Here is a 15,009-nt window from a genome sequence, read left to right as displayed (position 1 = left end):
CCCCCCCCCCCGCCCCCCCCCCGCCCCCCCCCCCCCCCCCCCCCCCCCCCCCCCCCCCGCCCCCCCCCCCCCCCCCCCCGGCCCCCCCCCCCCCCCCCCCCCCCCGCGGGCGCGGGTCACTGGGGCATGCGCAGGATCGGCTTGACGACGGCGCCGCTGTGCGAGGCCTCGACGGCGTCCTGGATCTGCTCGAGCGGGAAGTACTCGACCAGCCGGTCGAACGGGAAGCGGCCCTGGGCGTGCAGGTCCATGAGCGACGCGATCAGGTTCTGGCCGTGCCCGCTGCCGCCGAGGGTGCCCCGGATGGTCTTGCCCCACAGCGTGGTCAGGTGGTCGGCGCTGAACTCCGCGCCGGCGGGTGCCCCGCCGATGAGCAGCGCCGTGCCGAGCATCCCGACGGAGTCGATCGCCTGCCGGACGACGGAGATGACCCCGGTGCAGTCCAGCGCGGCGTCGGCGGGACCACCGCAGATGTCCTGGACCGCCTGCACCGGGTCGGTGTCGCTCGCGTCGACGGTGTGGGTGGCGCCCAGGTCGGCGGCCAGCCGCAGCCGGCCGGCGTGCCGGTCGACGGCGATGATCGTCGTCGCCGCCGAGTTGCGGGCGGCCATGACCGCGGCCAGGCCCACCGTGCCGGCGCCGTAGACCACGAGCGAGCTGCCCGGCTCCGGCCGCAGCGTGTTGAACACCGCGCCCGCGCCCGTGGCCAGGCCGCAGGCCAGCGGCCCCATCAGCTCGACCGGCAGCCCCTCGGGGACGGGCACCAGCGAGGAGGCGGTCGTCATCGAGTAGGTGGCGAACGACGACTGGCCGAAGAAGTGGCTGGCCAGCGGCTGCCCGTCGGTCGTGCGCAGCGCGGAGGGGCCGTCGAGACGGTGCCCGCCGCCGACCAGCTCGGCCATCCGCAGGCAGTAGCGGGGTTCGCCGGCGACGCAGTTGCGGCAGTCGCCGCAGTACGGCCAGCCGAGGACGACCGCCTGTCCCTCGTGGAACCCGGTGACGCCGTCCCCCGCGGCGACGACCGTGCCGGCGCCCTCGTGCCCCAGCACGCCGGGCAGCGGGAAGGGCAGGTCACCGTCGCGCGCGATGCCGTCGGTGTGGCAGAAGCCGGTCGCGGCGACCTTCACCAGCACGTCGCCGGGTCCGGGCTCGTCGAGCTCGACGTCCTTGACGACGAACGGGCCGTGCAGCTCCTCGACGACGGCGGCGGTGATCCTCACGCGGGTCCTCCTCGGTGGTTCAACGGGACTCCTCGGCGGCGGCCGCCGGTCCTTCGACCGGCCAGCCGCCGCCGGCGGACTGGGTGAGCACGCGGGAGATGCCACGCGCCGCGGCCCGCACGCCCGGGGCGGCGCTGCGGACGGCGGCCGGGGAGTCCCCGCGCACGACGACGGACAGCGCCGCGACGACGCTGTCCTCGAGGGTGATCGGCGCGGCCACGGACACCGCGTCGGTGGTCACCTGGCGGTCGCTGATCGCCAGGCCGGCGCGGCGCACCTCGGCCAGCACCCGGCGCAGCTCCCGCGGGTCGGTGATGGTGTGCGGCGTGTAGCGCCTCAGCGGCGCGGCCAGCACCCGCTCCTGGACGTCGACCGGCGCGTGCGCCAGCAGCACCAGCCCCACCCCGGTCGGCGGCAGCGCGAACCGGCCGCCGACCCGGGTGAGCACGGTGACCGAGTCCCGCGCGGCGAACCGCTCGACGAAGAGGACCTCGACGTCCTCGCGCACGGCCAGCTGCACGTTCTGGTGGGTGACCTCGTAGAGGTCCTCCATGAACGGCAGCGCCGCCTCCCGCAGGCCCAGCCCGCGGGGGGCGAGCGCGCCGAGCTCCCACAGCCGCAGCCCCACGCGGAAGCGGCCGTCGACGTCCCGCTCGAGCCCGCCCCACCGGCGCAGCTCGCCGACCAGCCGGTGGGCGGTCGACAGCGGGACGTCGACGAGGCGGGCGATCTCGGACAGGGTGAGCGCCGGCCGCTCCCGGGTGAAGGCGTCCAGCACGGCCAGCAGCTTGCCGCCCGACGTCCTCGGCCGGGTCAGCTCACCGGCGCTCAGAGTTCCAGGACCAGCTTGGGGCACGCCGCCCGGGACACGCAGATGAACATCGTGTCGTTCGCGGCCTGCTCCGCCGGGGTCAGCAGCGAGTCGCGGTGGTCGACCTCGCCCTCCAGCACCGGCGTCTCGCAGGTGCCGCAGGTGCCCTCCTGGCAGGAGGACAGCACCGGGACCCCGGCCTCCTCGACGACCTCGAGGATCGACTTCTCCGGCGGCACGGTCAGCGTCAGGCCGCTGGTGGCGAGTTCCACCTCGAAGGACTCCGCGAGCACCGGAGCGCCCTGCTCCTTGGGGCTGAACCGTTCCAGGTGCAGGCTGCCCTCCGGCCAGGCGGCGGCCACGTGCTGCTCGACGGCCTTGAGCAGCGGCTCGGGGCCGCAGGTGTAGACGACCGTGTCCGGCCGCGGGGTGCCCAGGATCTTCGGCAGGTCGATCAGGCCGACCTCGTCCTGCGGGTGCAGGGTGACCCGGTTGCCGGTCGCGTCCTCCAGCGCCTCCAGGAACGCCATCGACCGGCGGCTGCGCCCGCCGTAGTGCAGCTCCCACTCCGCGCCGGCGGCCTCGGCGGCGGTGAGCATGGGCAGGATCGGGGTGATCCCGATGCCGCCGGCGACGAACAGGTACTTCGGCGAGTCGACCAGTTCGAAGTTGTTGCGCGGCCCGCGGACGTCGACCTCGACGCCCTCGACCAGCGACTCGTGCACGTGCTCGGACCCGCCGCGGCTCTCCGGCTCGCGCAGCACGCCGATCCGCCACACCGAGCGGTCGTTCGGGTCGCCGCAGAGCGAGTACTGGCGGACCAGCCCCTCGCGCAGCTTGAGGTCGATGTGCGCGCCGGGTGACCAGGCGGGGAGCTCCCCGCCCGACGGGTCGCGCAGGTCCAGGACGACGACGCCCTCGGCGCCGGTCCTGCGGGCGGCCACCTGCAGGTGCAGGTCCACCTCGTCGTGGGTGGTGTGCACGGGGGTACTCCGTTTCGACGTCGGACGAGCCGCGTCCCCGGCCCCCGCCGACGGGCGGGGGCCGGGGACCACGGGCTCAGACCAGGACCGGGGTGCGGGACCTGATGATCGACGGGTCGGTCACGCGGTGCGCGGGCGGGGGTGGCAGGACGTCGGGCAGCGGGCGCACCGTCGGCCCACCGGCCGGGTGGTCGGGGTGCGCGAGCAGCCACTCCCACATCTCGATCGGGTCCTCGCCCTCGGCCTCCGCGCCGCAGTGGCACAGGCCCCGCAGCCGGTCGGAGCCGGGCAGCCAGTTGACCCGGAGCACCTTCTCGCCGATGAGCACCTCACGCGGTGGAGGCAGGGTCATGTCGTTCCCTCCCGAGCTCGTGCCGTAGGAGGCGGTCACTGCGCCGTCGCCGCCGCCTGCTCGACCGGGGCGCCGGAGGCCTCGGCGGCCAGGCGGGCGATCAGCCGGCGGGCGGCCAGCCCACCGGTGTCGATGTTGATCGACAGCTCCTGGTAGCCGTCGGGCTCGCCGGTGAGGACCTGCTCCAGGACGTCCAGCGCGGTCACGTCCTGCAGGACGACGGTGCGGTTGTTCGTCGCGAGGAACTCCGACACCTCCTCGTCGCCGATCGCGAAGTCCCGCGCGACCGCCCAGAAGTCGTGGGTGGAGTGCTCGGTCTCCGGCGTGATCGCGTACACGACCTCGACGTGGAAGGCGTCCGGGTCGGTGCCGTCCTCGTTGGGCAGCACGCCGACCGGGGCGATCCGGCTGTGCAGCTTGTACAGGCACGGCGGGGTGTACTCGATGTCCTGCCAGCGGGTGATCCGCCCCTGGATGCCGGTGCTCTTGGAGTAGAAGGGCGGGCACTCCGCGTCGGCCATGTGCCGGCTGACGTAGACGATGCCGGCCTCCTCGTCGACCTCGGTGGTGATCGGCGTCTCGGCGACCTCGGGGGTGCCGATGTAGCCGCCGTGCAGGTACGTCTCGTGCGAGAGGTCCATCAGGTTGTCGATCAGCAGGCTGGCGCGGGCCTGGAGGGGCTCCATGCCGCTGACGACGGTCCAGCCCTCCTGGTCCAGCCACGGCGCCCGCGGGATGCGGGTGCTCTCGGCCTTGTCCGGGTCGCCGATGAAGACCCAGATGAAGGAGTCCTGCTCCACGACCGGGTAGGACTTCAGCCGCGCGGTGCGCGGGACCCGCTTCTGGCCGGGGACGGCGACGCAGACGCCGTCGGCGCCGTAGGTGAAGCCGTGGTACCCGCAGACGACGGTGTCGCCGTTGAGGTGGCTGGGCTTCTCCGACAGCGGGAAGCGGCGGTGCACGCAGCGGTCACTCATCGCCGTGACCTGACCGGCCTCGGTCCGCCAGAAGAGGATCGACTCGCCGCAGATCGTGCGGCTGAACAGCTCGCGGCCGATCTCACGGCCGTAGGCGGCCACATACCACTGGTTCTGGACGATCGACGTCATCGCATGCCTCCGTGCTCGGGCTCCACAGCTCGATACCCACGGTGACGGCCATCACCGCACTCCGGGTACCAGACTTCCACGATGTGGAAGCCCTTGTGATCGTCAGCCGACCGTGACACTGGTCGGCTTCCGCGCCCCGTGGAAGGACCCCGCTGCCCCCCACCGCTCGCAAGCTCGCGGCGGGCCCCTGCAGCGCGGCCCCATCGCTCGCTCGTTCCTCGCTGCGATGCTCCCGTGACTGTCAGCCGACGGTCCGCGGGCGCCCGGCCAGCACCGCCGCCCCGGCGTGGACGGCGGCCACCCCCAGCAGCAGGACCAGGGGTGCGGCCCACCCGCCGGTGGCGGCGTAGACGGCCCCGACCAGCAGCGGGCCGGTGGCGCCCACGGAGTACCCGACCAGCTGGGCCATGCCCGACAGCCGCCGGGCCGCGGCGTCGTCGGCGGCGCGCAGCACGAGGACGGTGAAGGCGAACGCGATGCCGGCTCCCTGGGTGAGGCCGCCGACCACCGCCCACACGGCCCACAGCCCCGGCGCGACCAGCAGTCCCAGCACGAGCACCGCCCAGGAGGCGGCGACGAGGAGGCCCAGGCCGCTCTGCCCGACGGCCTGACGGCGCCGGGCGAGGACCGCCGGGACCAGCAGGCTCCCGGGGATGCCCAGCACCTGGAACAGGGCGGCGGCCACGGCTCCCGGCCGCAGCCCCTGGCCGAGCTCGTCGAGCAGCAGCGTCGGCAGCCAAGCGGTGATCGCGTAGTACAGGACCGACTGGAGGGCCAGCACCGTGGCGATCGCCCACGCGATCGAGGAGCGCCAGACGGGGACGGCCGACGCCGGTGCAGCCGCCGGCGCCGTGGCCGGCTCGGCCGCCGCCCGCGGTCCGCTCCCCCGTCCGCGGGTGGCGACCGCCCAGAGCGCGGCGGACGCGACCGCGAGGACCGCCCACGAGGCCAGCGCCGTCCGCCAGCCGGTGAGACCGGCGAGCGGAGCGGTGAGGGCGGCCGTCAGTGCCGCCCCGGCGCACAGGGCGGCGGTGTAGAGCCCGGTGACCGTCCCGGCGCGCTCGGCGAACTCCCGCTTGGTCACCGCGGGGAGCAGCACGTTGCCCAGCGTCATGCCGGCCCCGACGACGGAGGTCCCCACCAGCAGCAGCGGGGCGCCGTCGAGTGCGCGCAGCACCGTGCCCGCGGCGATGGCGAGCAGGCCGGCGCACACCGCCGCCTCGGTGCCCATCCGCCGGCCCAGCCAGGCGGCGGGCGGCGCCAGGACGGCGAAGCAGAGCACCGGCAGCGTGGTGACCAGCCCCGCCACCGTCGGCGAGAGGCCGAGCTCGGCGCGCACCTGCGGCAGCACCGGGGAGACCGCGCCGATCGCGCCGCGCATGTTCAGGCCCGCCAGCAGGACGGCGGCCAGCAGCAGGCCGCCGTCCCGCGTGCGGGACGGCCGCAGGCCCGCCCGGGAGTCCGGACGGGCCTGCGACAGGTGCTCGGAGGTCACCCCTGAGGCTTACTCCTGCGGGAGCAGGCCGTCGATGTCGGGCTCGTTGTCGAGCAGCCCGGCCTCGACCATGAGCTGCCCCATCTGCTCGATCTGCGGACGGCGCAGGTCGGTGCCGAACTCCTCGATGCCGACCTCGGCCAGCGCCCCGGGCGGGGTCCCGAGGAACTCCTCGGCCTCGGTCTTGACCGTGTCGGTGTTCTGGTCGGCCCACTCGAGGGTCTCCTCGAGGGCCGCGGTGAAGTCCTCGACCAGCTGCGGGTCGGACTCGACCAGCTGGCCGGAGGTGAAGAACAGCTGGGTCGGGTGGCCGGGCACCGACTCCTGGCTGGAGTAGGTGGCCAGCGGGTGACCGGACGACATCAGCTGGGACAGGAAGGGCTCGGGCACCCAGACCGCGTCGACGTTGCCGGCGTCCAGGGCCGCGGGCATGTCCGGGAAGGGCAGCTCGACGTACTGGATGCCCGACGGGTCGCCGCCGTCCTTGCGCACCGCCTCGTCGATGGTCAGCTGCCCCATGCCGTTCAGGGTGTTGACGGCGATCCGCTTGCCGGCGAGACCGGCTGCGGAGGTGATCCCCGAGTTCGTGCCGGCGACGACGCCGTTGACGTCCTCGCCCTCGGCGTGCGTCGAGGTCCAGTGGCCGATGACCCGGACGTCGAGGCCCTGGTCGCGGGCCTGCAGCAGCGAGACGGGGTTGCTGGTGGCGAACTGCATCTGACCGGAGGCGACGGCCGGGAGCAGCGCCGCCCCGCCCTGCCCGGTCTCGATGGTGACCTCGATGCCGCGGTCCTCGAAGAAGCCCTGCTCGATGCCGCCCTGCAGCGCGCCGGTCACGGCGACCGGGAGCAGGCCGGCGGTCACCTGGCGCAGCTCGCCGCTGCCACCAGCGGCGGTGCCGCCCGACGCGGCCTCGTCGTCGCCACCCCCGCACGCGGCGAGCGCGAGCGTCGTCGCGGCCAGCACGGGGACGAACTTGCGGAGCATCTGCTCTCCTGGGGTCGAAATGAGTGAGAACCTCAACGGTTGACGATCGGGATGATGCACGTCACACGTCTCCAGGGCAAGCCCCCTCGCCGGTCAACCCGGGACGGCGGCCGGGCGGCCGGCGACCAGCCGGCCCAGGAGGTCGCGCAGCCGGTCCTGCTCCTCGCCGGAGAGCGCCCCCAACTGCCCCGCGTGCGCCGCTGCGGTCGCCCGTGTCGCCTGCCGCCGCACCGCGCGGCCCGCGTCGGTGGCGACGACCAGCTTGGTCCGCCGGTCGCTCGCCGACGGGCGCCGTTCCACCAGCCCGGCCTCGGTGAGCTCGTCGACGAGGAGGACCACCTGGCTGGGGTCGAGCCCCAGCGCCTCGGCGAGGTCCCGCTGCGAGATGCCGTCGTCCGAGTCGCAGGCCAGCAGCAGGGCGGAGTAGGAACGCACCCGCAGACCGTGGGCGGCCAGCGCGGCGTTGGTGGCCCGCACGAGCAGCCCGCTGGCCCGGGAGAGCAGGAAGCCGACGTCGTCGGTCAGGGCGGTGCCGTCCATGAGGACCTCCATCGTTGACGACCTCCACGATAGCGGCATAGCGTCGTGCGTCACACCTCTTCGTGCGCTGGAGGACCGATGGACCTCGCGGAGCTGGTCGCCATCGACGTGCACGTGCACGTCGAGCAGGACCTGCACGGCCACCTGTCGATGGACGACGAGCTGCTGGAGGCGGCCGCCGCCTACTTCAAGGGCGAGCCGCACCACCCGACGGTGCCGCAGATCGCCGAGCACTACCGGGCGCAGCGGATGGCCGCGGTGGTGTTCACCGTCGACAGCGAGCTGGCCACCGGGCACCCGACCCTGTTGAACGAGGAGATCGCCGAGGCCGCCGCGGCCCACCCCGACGTGCTGATCCCGTTCGGCTCGATCGACCCCGCGCGCGGTCGGGCCGGCGTCCGGGCGGCCCGCAGGCTCGTCGAGGACCACGGCGTCCGCGGGTTCAAGTTCCACCCGTCGATCCAGGCCTTCGAGCCCAACGACCGTCGCGTCTACCCGCTCTACGAGGAGCTGCAGGGCCTCGGCGTGCCGGCGCTGTTCCACACCGGCCAGACCGGCATCGGCTCCGGGCTGCCCGGCGGGCGCGGCATCAAGCTGCGCTACTCCGACCCGATGCTGCTCGACGACGTCGCCGCCGACTTCCCCGGCCTGACGATCATCATGGCCCACCCCTCGGTGCCCTGGCAGGACGCCGCGATCTCCGTCGCCCAGCACAAGGCCAACGTCTACATCGACCTGTCGGGCTGGTCGCCGAAGTACTTCCCGCCGCAGCTGGTCCGCGCCGCCAACACCCTGCTCAAGCGCAAGGTGCTGTTCGGCTCGGACTACCCGCTGATCTCCCCCGAGCGCTGGATCAAGGACTTCGAGGCGCTGGAGATCCGCGACGAGGTGCGCCCGCTGGTCATGAAGGAGAACGCCGTCCGGGCGCTGGGGCTGCAGTGAGGAACGCCGGGCTCGGCTCCTGGCCGGAGCGCCGGCTGCGCATCTCCCCCGACCGGGACGCCCTCTGGTTCGAGGGGACGACCACCTCGCACGCGGGGTTCGCCGAGCGGGTCCGCCGCACCGCGGGCGCCCTGGCCGGCCTCGGCGTGCGCAGCGGCGACCGGGTCGCCTGGACCGGTACCAACCACCCCTCGGCGCTGGAGACCCTCTACGCCTGCGGCCAGCTGGGCGCGATCTGGGTGCCGGTCAACGCCCGGCTGACCGCCCCCGAGGCGCAGTACGTGCTCGAGCACTCCGGCGCCACCGTCGTCGTGCACGGCCGCGACTCCGGGGAGCTGGCCGACGCGCTGCGGGACCGGCTGCCCGGCGTCCGCGCGTGGGTGGCCACCGAGCCGCCGTCCGCCGGTGGTGCGGACTCGCTGCCCTACGAGCCGCTGCTCGCCGCCGCGGACCCCGAGCCGCGGGACGAGCCGGTGGGCCTCGAGGACCCCTGCCTGGTCATGTACACCTCGGGCACCACCGGCCGGCCCAAGGGCGCGGTGCTCACCCACGGCAACATGACGTGGAACGCGACCAACCAGCTGCTCGGCTTCGACTTCGCCGCCGACGAGCGGACCCTGGCCCTCGCGCCGCTGTTCCACATCGGGGGGCTCAACGGGACGGTCAACCCGACCCTGCTGCGCGGGGGGTGCGCGGTCGTCGTGCGCCGGTTCGACCCCGCCGAGACGCTGCGGGTCATCGAGGAGCAGCGGGTCAACTCGTTCTTCGCCGTCCCCACGATGCTCGACGCGATGAGCCGCGAGCCCGGGTTCGCCACCCGCGACCTGTCCTCGCTGCGGTCCATCGGCGCCGCCGGTGCCGCCGTCCCACTGCCGACGCTGCGCACCTGGCTGGCGCGCGGGGTGACGATGCAGCAGGCCTACGGCATGACCGAGGCCGCGCCCGGCTGCACGGTGCTGGACTCCGCCGACGCCGAGCGCAAGGTCGGCTCCGCGGGCAAGCCGGTGTTCTTCACCGACGTCGCGGTCCTGCGCCCCGACGGCAGCCCGGCCGGCGTCGACGAGATCGGCGAGGTGGTCGTCTCCGGCCCCAACGTCATGGCCGGCTACTGGCAGGACCCGGAGCAGACCGCCGCCGTGCTCCGCGACGGCTGGTACCACACCGGCGACGCCGGGTCGGTGGACGCCGAGGGCTTCCTCTACATCCGCGACCGCTACAAGGACATGATCATCTCCGGCGGGGAGAACGTGTACCCGGCCGAGGTGGAGTCCGCGCTGCTGGAGCTCCCGCAGGTGCTCGAGGCCGCGGTCATCGGCGTCCCGGACGAGCGGTGGGGCGAGGTCGGGCTGGCCGTCGTCGTGCCGGCGCCGGGCACGCCCGAGGACCCCGAGGCGATCCGCACCGCGCTGCGCGCGCGGCTGGCCGGATTCAAGGTGCCCCGGCACGTCGAGTTCGTCGACGAGCTGCCGAAGACCGCCACCGGGAAGATCCGCAAGCCCGACCTGCGCGGCCGGTTCGCCGGCCGGTAGCTCAGAGCAGGCGGTAGGCGGCGTCCGGCACGTCGGTCACGAACATGTGACCGGGGGCGTGGGTGATCGCGAACGGCGGCCGGGAGGCCATGAGCGCCGCCTGCGGGGTGACCCCGCACGCCCAGAAGACCGGGACGTCGCCCTCGGCGGCCTCGACCGGGTCGCCGAAGTCGGGGCGGCCGAGGTCGTCGATGCCGAGCGCCCCGGGCGGGCCCACGTGCACCGGCGCCCCGTGCACCTCCGGCATCCGTGCGGTGACCTGGACGGCGGTGGTCACCAGCTCGCCTGGGACCGGCCGCATCGTCACCACCAGCGGCCCGGACAGCCGCCCGGCGGGCCGGCAGGCCCGGTTCGTGCGGTACATCGACACGTTGCGGCCCTGCTCGATGTTGCGGACCGGGACACCGGCGTCGAGCAGCGCGGTCTCGAAGCTGAAGCTGCAGCCGACGAGGAACGCGACCAGGTCGTCGGTCCACAGGTCGGTGACGTCGGTCGGCTCCCCGGCCAGCTCGCCGTCCCGCCACACCCGGTAGCGCGGCAGGTCGGTGCGCAGGTCGGCGCCGGGGGCGAGCACGGTGTGCGGCGAGCCGGCGTCGGTGACGTCGAGCAGCGGCACCGGCCGGGGGTTGCGCTGGGCGAACAGCAGGAAGTCGTAGGCCCAGTCCCGCGGCAGGACGACGAGGTTGGCCTGCGCGTAGCCGGGCGCGACCCCGGAGGTGTGCACGGCCGACCCGTCGCGGCAGGCCGCCCGGACCTCGGCCGGGGAGACCGTCAGCGTCATGGCGCCATGCTGCCCCGGCCCGCTCCGGTCGGCAGATCCTCGTCGGATGAGCAGGATGGGCCCGTGGACCTCAACTCCGACCTCGGTGAGGGCTTCGGCCAGTGGCGGCTCGGCGACGACGACGCACTGCTCGGCATCGTCACCAGCGCCAACGTCGCCTGCGGCTTCCACGCCGGCGACCCGTCGATCATGCGGCGCGTCTGCGAGCGGGCGGCGGAGAACGGCGTGGCCGTCGGCGCGCAGGTCTCCTACCGGGACCTCGCCGGCTTCGGCCGCCGGTTCATGGACGTGGAGCCCGACGAGCTCACCGCCGACGTCCTCTACCAGCTCGGCGCGCTGGAGGGCTTCGCCCGGGTCGCCGGCACGCGGGTGCGGTACGTCAAGCCGCACGGCGCGCTCTACAACACGATCGTGGGCAACGACGAGCAGGCGGCGGCCGTGGTGCGGGCCGTCGTCGAGTACGACCGCACCCTCCCGGTGATGGGCCTGCCCGGCTCGGCCTGGCTCCGGCTGGCCGCGGAGGCCGGGCTGGAGGTGGTCCGGGAGGCCTTCGCCGACCGCGCCTACACCCCCGCGCGGACGCTGGTCCCCCGCTCCCACCCCGGAGCCGTGCTGCACGACCCCGAGGAGATCGCCCGGCGCTGCGTGGCCATGGCCACCGGGGAGCCGATCACCGACGTCCAGGGGGGGATCCTCCACGTGGACCCGGAGTCCATCTGCGTCCACGGCGACACCCCCGGGGCGGTGGCGATCGCCCAGCGGGTGCGGCGCGCCCTCACCGAGGCCGGCATCGAGCTGGCCCCGTTCGCGGCCTGATGCGCGTGCTGCCCAGCGGCTCGGCCGCGCTGCTGGTCGAGCTGGACGGGCTCGACGAGGTGCTCGCGCTGTACGCGGCGCTCACCGAGGACCCGGTACCCGGCGTGGTGGACGTCGTCCCGGCGGCGCGGACCGTGCTGCTGGTCGTCGACCGCGCGCGCACCGACCTGGCCGCGGTCGAGCGTGCCGTGCGCGACGCCCGGCCCCGCCCCGACCGCCGCGGCACCGGCGAGGAGGTGGAGCTGCCGGTCGTCTACGACGGCGCGGACCTCGGCGACGTCGCCGCGCTCCTGGGCGTGTCACCGGAGGAGGTCGTCCGGCGGCACACCGGCACCGCGTGGACGGTCGCCTTCTGCGGGTTCGCCCCCGGGTTCGGCTACTGCACCCCCGACGGCGAGCCGTGGTCGATACCCCGGCGGGAGACGCCGCGGACCAAGGTGCCCGCCGGGTCGGTCGGGCTGGCCGGGGAGTTCAGCGGGGTGTACCCGCGGGAGTCCCCCGGCGGGTGGCAGCTCATCGGGCGCACCGACGTCGCCGTCTTCGACCTGTCGCGGGACCCGGCCGCACTGCTGCGGCCCGGTGTGCGGGTGCGCTTCGTGGAGCGGACGTGACCCGGACCCTGACCGTGCTCGCGCCGGGCCCGCTGACGACCGTGCAGGACGCCGGCCGGCCCGGGCAGGGGGCGCTGGGCATCGGCCGCTCCGGCGCCTGCGACCGGGCCGCGGCCGCGCTGGCCAACCGGCTGCTGGGCAACGACGCCGGCGCGGCGGTGCTGGAGGCGACCCTCGGCGGGCTCGCGCTCCGCGCCGACGCCGACCTGGTCGTGGTCACCACCGGCGCCCGGTGCGCTGGCGGGGACGCCCACAACGCGCCGGTCCGGCTGGCCGCCGGCGCGGAGCTGCGGCTGGGCCCGCCCGCGACGGGGCTGCGCACCTACGTCGGCGTCCGCGGCGGGATCGCCGTCGAGCCGGTGCTCGGCAGCCGCTCCACCGACCTGCTCTCGGGGCTCGGCCCGCCGGTCGTCTCAGCCGGGAACGTGCTGCCCGTCGGCACCGCGGCCGGCCCGCTGCCGGGGGTCGACCTGGCGCCGGTCGCCGACCCGCCGGACGGCGAGGTGACGGTGCGGGTGCTGCCCGGTCCCCGCGCGGACTGGTTCCCCGACAGCGCGCTCGCCGCGCTCACCGGCACCGCGTGGGCGGTGACCGGCGAGAGCAACCGGATCGGACTCCGGCTGGACGGGCCCCCGCTGGAGCGCGAGCGCGACGGGGAGCTGGCCAGCGAGGGCATGGTCCGCGGCGCGCTGCAGGTGCCGCCGTCCGGACTGCCGGTGCTGTTCCTCGCCGACGCCCCGGTGACCGGCGGCTACCCGGTCCTCGCCTACGTCGCCGACGAGGACGTCGACCGGTGCGGCCAGCTCCGGCCGGGCCAGTCCTTGCGGTTCCGGGGGGCGCCTCTCGGCAGATGAGACACTGCCCGCCGTGGGGCGGGTGGCGACGGGCGAGTCGGTGCTCTCGCGCGCCGTCCGGATCCTCGCCGCCTTCTCCGCCGACGAGAAGGAGCTGCAGGTCTCCGAGATCGCCCGCCGCACCGGCCTGCACGTGGCCACCGCGTCCCGGCTGGTCGCCGAACTGGTGACGCACGGGCTGCTGGAGCGGGGGCCCGACCGCCAGGTGCGGGTCGGCGTCCGGATGTGGGAGCTGGCCTCGCGGGCCTCGCTCACCGTGTCCCTGCGCGAGGCGGCGATGCCCTACCTGGAGGACCTGCACGCCGTCGTCGGCCACTCCGCCCAGCTCGGCGTCCGGGACGGCGACGACGTGCTGTTCGTCGAGCGGCTCTCCGCGCGCGACGCCGTCGTCAACTTCTCGCGCATCGCCGGCCGGCTGCCGCTGCACATCTCCTCCTCGGGCCTGGTGCTGCTGGCCTACGGCCCGCCGGAGGTGCAGGCGCGGATCCTGTCCCGCCCGCTGGAGCGGCACACGGCGAACACGATCACCGACCCGGAGCGGCTGCGGGCCACGCTGGCCGACGTCCGCCGGCAGGGCTTCGTCGTCACGCCGGGCCACGTGCACCCGGACGCCGCCGGCGTCGCCGTACCGGTGCGCAACGGGCTGCAGGAAGTCGTCGCCGCGCTCGCGGTCATCGTGCCCAACGACGGCCGGGCGATGGCCCAGGTGCCGGCGCTGCTGGCGGCGGCCCGCGGCATCACCCGCACCCTCTCCGCCGGCCCGCTGGCCGGTCTCTCGCGCTGAGTCTCACTCTTCGAGAGACTGGTGGGCGGGCTGTGACCCGGATCGCATGATCTGCGTCACGTCCGCGGGCCGGGATGGCCCGCGGAGCACCGAGAGGAGACCTCCTTGTCCCCTGCGCCCGGGGTCCTCACCCCCCACGGACGCCCCCGCCTCCACCGCACCGGCCTCGCCCTCGGGTGCGCGATGGCGCTCGCGCTGGCCGCCTGCGGCTCCGACGACGGCAGCGGCGAGGAGGCCTCCGGCGGCGCCGGCGGCACCACCGCGATGACCGTCGGCTACTTCCCGCTGGTGCACACCGCCAGCGCGGTGAACGCCGAGGAGACCGGCCTGTTCGAGCAGCAGGGGCTCGACGTCACCCTCGAGCAGACCTCCGGCGGGGCGCAGGCCATCCCGTCGCTGATCGCCGGCGAGTACGACATCACCTACGGCAACTACACCTCGGCGCTGCTGGCCGCCCAGCAGGGGCTGCCGGTCCGCATCATCGCGGGCAACGACGTCGGCGCCGACGACCACGCGATCATGGTCTCCGCCGACGCGCCCTACCAGTCCCCCGCCGACCTGGCCGGGGCGCGGATCGCGGTCAACAACCTGCAGAACATCGGCACCGTGGCGGTCAACGCCGTCCTCGAGGACGCCGGCGTCGACGTCTCCACCATCCAGTTCGTCGAGCTGCCGCTGCCCGACATGGCCCCCGCCCTGGACGCCGGCGACGTCGACGCCATCTGGCAGGTCGAGCCGTTCCAGGCCGCGGCCAAGGCCGCGGGCGCCCGCGTGCTCTTCCCGCTGTTCAGCGGCCCGGTCGACGACATGCCGGTGGCCGGCTGGCTGACCACCGAGCAGTACGCGCAGGAGAACCCCGAGGCGGTCGAGGCCTTCCGCGGCGCGATGGCCGCCTCCATGGACGAGCTGGCCGGCAACCGCGAGCGGCTGGTCGAGCTGGTGCCCACCTACACCCAGGTGCCGGCCGAGACCGTCGAGCAGGTCGCGCTCCCGGAGTGGGACGCCGAGGTCGACGAGGCGCAGCTGCAGGAGATGGCGGACCTGATGCTGCAGTACGGGATCATCAGCGAGGAGTTCGACGTCCAGACCATGATCGCCGGGTGACCCGCGTTGGGGGGGGGGGGGGGGGGGGTGGGGGGGGCGCCGCCCGGCGCGCGGCGCGGGGGCCCGCGGTCGGGGGGGCGGAGGGGGCGCG

16 protein-coding genes are annotated in these 15,009 nt (G+C 74.9%); 7 read left to right on the top strand and 9 right to left on the bottom strand.

The window, feature by feature from the left end; genetic code table 11:
• Positions 1 to 116: 116 nt before the first annotated feature.
• From ACI789_RS24095 to ACI789_RS24060, 8 genes are all read right to left on the bottom strand, one after another.
• Positions 117 to 1,220 (bottom strand): NAD(P)-dependent alcohol dehydrogenase, encoded by a 1,104-nt coding sequence (locus ACI789_RS24095; RefSeq protein ID WP_457012083.1) that lies wholly within the window; start codon positions 1,218 to 1,220, stop codon positions 117 to 119.
• 19 nt (positions 1,221 to 1,239) lie between these two features.
• Positions 1,240 to 1,998, bottom strand: coding sequence for an IclR family transcriptional regulator (locus ACI789_RS24090; protein WP_457012082.1), 759 nt, complete (start codon positions 1,996 to 1,998; stop codon positions 1,240 to 1,242).
• Between the two features lie 50 nt (positions 1,999 to 2,048).
• Entirely contained in the window at positions 2,049 to 3,014 is a 966-nt protein-coding gene (locus ACI789_RS24085; protein ID WP_457012081.1) for a PDR/VanB family oxidoreductase, read from the bottom strand.
• Positions 3,015 to 3,090: 76 nt separating this feature from the next.
• A complete protein-coding gene (locus ACI789_RS24080) occupies positions 3,091 to 3,366 on the bottom strand; it encodes a hypothetical protein (protein WP_456919503.1) in 276 nt (91 codons plus the stop codon).
• Positions 3,367 to 3,401: 35 nt separating this feature from the next.
• The gene (locus ACI789_RS24075; protein ID WP_457012080.1) at positions 3,402 to 4,475 is read right to left on the bottom strand and encodes a Rieske 2Fe-2S domain-containing protein; all 1,074 of its coding nucleotides are present in this window, start codon (positions 4,473 to 4,475) and stop codon (positions 3,402 to 3,404) included.
• 241 nt (positions 4,476 to 4,716) lie between these two features.
• Entirely contained in the window at positions 4,717 to 5,970 is a 1,254-nt protein-coding gene (locus ACI789_RS24070) for an MFS transporter (RefSeq protein ID WP_457012079.1), read from the bottom strand.
• A gap of 9 nt (positions 5,971 to 5,979) precedes the next feature.
• The gene (locus ACI789_RS24065) at positions 5,980 to 6,957 is read right to left on the bottom strand and encodes an ABC transporter substrate-binding protein (RefSeq protein WP_457012078.1); all 978 of its coding nucleotides are present in this window, start codon (positions 6,955 to 6,957) and stop codon (positions 5,980 to 5,982) included.
• 93 nt (positions 6,958 to 7,050) lie between these two features.
• Positions 7,051 to 7,497, bottom strand: a complete 447-nt coding sequence (locus ACI789_RS24060) for a MarR family winged helix-turn-helix transcriptional regulator (RefSeq protein ID WP_457012077.1) — start codon at positions 7,495 to 7,497, stop codon at positions 7,051 to 7,053.
• 78 nt (positions 7,498 to 7,575) lie between these two features.
• Between ACI789_RS24060 and ACI789_RS24055 the strand changes: the two genes are divergently transcribed.
• Complete coding sequence (locus ACI789_RS24055) at positions 7,576 to 8,439, top strand: amidohydrolase family protein (protein ID WP_457012076.1); 864 nt, start codon at positions 7,576 to 7,578, stop codon at positions 8,437 to 8,439.
• Complete coding sequence (locus ACI789_RS24050; protein ID WP_457012075.1) at positions 8,436 to 9,968, top strand: acyl-CoA synthetase; 1,533 nt, start codon at positions 8,436 to 8,438, stop codon at positions 9,966 to 9,968. The genes ACI789_RS24055 and ACI789_RS24050 overlap by 4 nt, the downstream gene beginning before the upstream one ends.
• A gap of 1 nt (position 9,969) precedes the next feature.
• On the opposite strand, the gene ACI789_RS24045 is transcribed toward ACI789_RS24050, so the two are convergent.
• Positions 9,970 to 10,749: a putative hydro-lyase gene (locus ACI789_RS24045; protein WP_457012074.1), complete on the bottom strand. Its 780-nt coding sequence runs from the start codon at positions 10,747 to 10,749 to the stop codon at positions 9,970 to 9,972.
• Between the two features lie 63 nt (positions 10,750 to 10,812).
• On the opposite strand from ACI789_RS24045, the gene ACI789_RS24040 reads away from it, so the two are divergent.
• From ACI789_RS24040 to ACI789_RS24020, 5 genes are all read left to right on the top strand, one after another.
• The gene (locus ACI789_RS24040; protein WP_457012073.1) at positions 10,813 to 11,565 is read left to right on the top strand and encodes a LamB/YcsF family protein; all 753 of its coding nucleotides are present in this window, start codon (positions 10,813 to 10,815) and stop codon (positions 11,563 to 11,565) included.
• Positions 11,565 to 12,176, top strand: coding sequence for a 5-oxoprolinase subunit B family protein (locus ACI789_RS24035; protein WP_457012072.1), 612 nt, complete (start codon positions 11,565 to 11,567; stop codon positions 12,174 to 12,176). The genes ACI789_RS24040 and ACI789_RS24035 overlap by 1 nt, the downstream gene beginning before the upstream one ends.
• Complete coding sequence (locus tag ACI789_RS24030; RefSeq protein ID WP_457012071.1) at positions 12,173 to 13,030, top strand: 5-oxoprolinase subunit C family protein; 858 nt, start codon at positions 12,173 to 12,175, stop codon at positions 13,028 to 13,030. The genes ACI789_RS24035 and ACI789_RS24030 overlap by 4 nt, the downstream gene beginning before the upstream one ends.
• Positions 13,031 to 13,043: 13 nt before the next feature.
• The gene (locus tag ACI789_RS24025; RefSeq protein WP_457012070.1) at positions 13,044 to 13,814 is read left to right on the top strand and encodes an IclR family transcriptional regulator; all 771 of its coding nucleotides are present in this window, start codon (positions 13,044 to 13,046) and stop codon (positions 13,812 to 13,814) included.
• Positions 13,815 to 13,997: 183 nt separating this feature from the next.
• A complete protein-coding gene (locus tag ACI789_RS24020) occupies positions 13,998 to 14,918 on the top strand; it encodes an ABC transporter substrate-binding protein (RefSeq protein ID WP_457012069.1) in 921 nt (306 codons plus the stop codon).
• The last annotated feature ends 91 nt before the right edge of the window (positions 14,919 to 15,009 follow it).

Source organism: Geodermatophilus sp. SYSU D00965 (assembly GCF_054050075.1).
This window is presented reverse-complemented; position numbering and strand designations above follow the sequence as displayed.

Bases quoted from the DNA above. Each gene is read 5' to 3' on its own strand.
- ACI789_RS24035 (WP_457012072.1), top strand. From the start codon at position 11,565: ATGCGCGTGCTGCCCAGCGGCTCGGCCGCGCTGCTGGTCGAGCTGGAC.
- ACI789_RS24060 (WP_457012077.1), bottom strand. From the start codon at position 7,497: ATGGACGGCACCGCCCTGACCGACGACGTCGGCTTCCTGCTCTCCCGG.
- ACI789_RS24020 (WP_457012069.1), top strand. From the start codon at position 13,998: ATGGCGCTCGCGCTGGCCGCCTGCGGCTCCGACGACGGCAGCGGCGAG.
- ACI789_RS24065 (WP_457012078.1), bottom strand. From the start codon at position 6,957: ATGCTCCGCAAGTTCGTCCCCGTGCTGGCCGCGACGACGCTCGCGCTC.
- ACI789_RS24075 (WP_457012080.1), bottom strand. From the start codon at position 4,475: ATGACGTCGATCGTCCAGAACCAGTGGTATGTGGCCGCCTACGGCCGT.
- ACI789_RS24080 (WP_456919503.1), bottom strand. From the start codon at position 3,366: ATGACCCTGCCTCCACCGCGTGAGGTGCTCATCGGCGAGAAGGTGCTC.
- ACI789_RS24055 (WP_457012076.1), top strand. From the start codon at position 7,576: ATGGACCTCGCGGAGCTGGTCGCCATCGACGTGCACGTGCACGTCGAG.
- ACI789_RS24045 (WP_457012074.1), bottom strand. From the start codon at position 10,749: ATGACGCTGACGGTCTCCCCGGCCGAGGTCCGGGCGGCCTGCCGCGAC.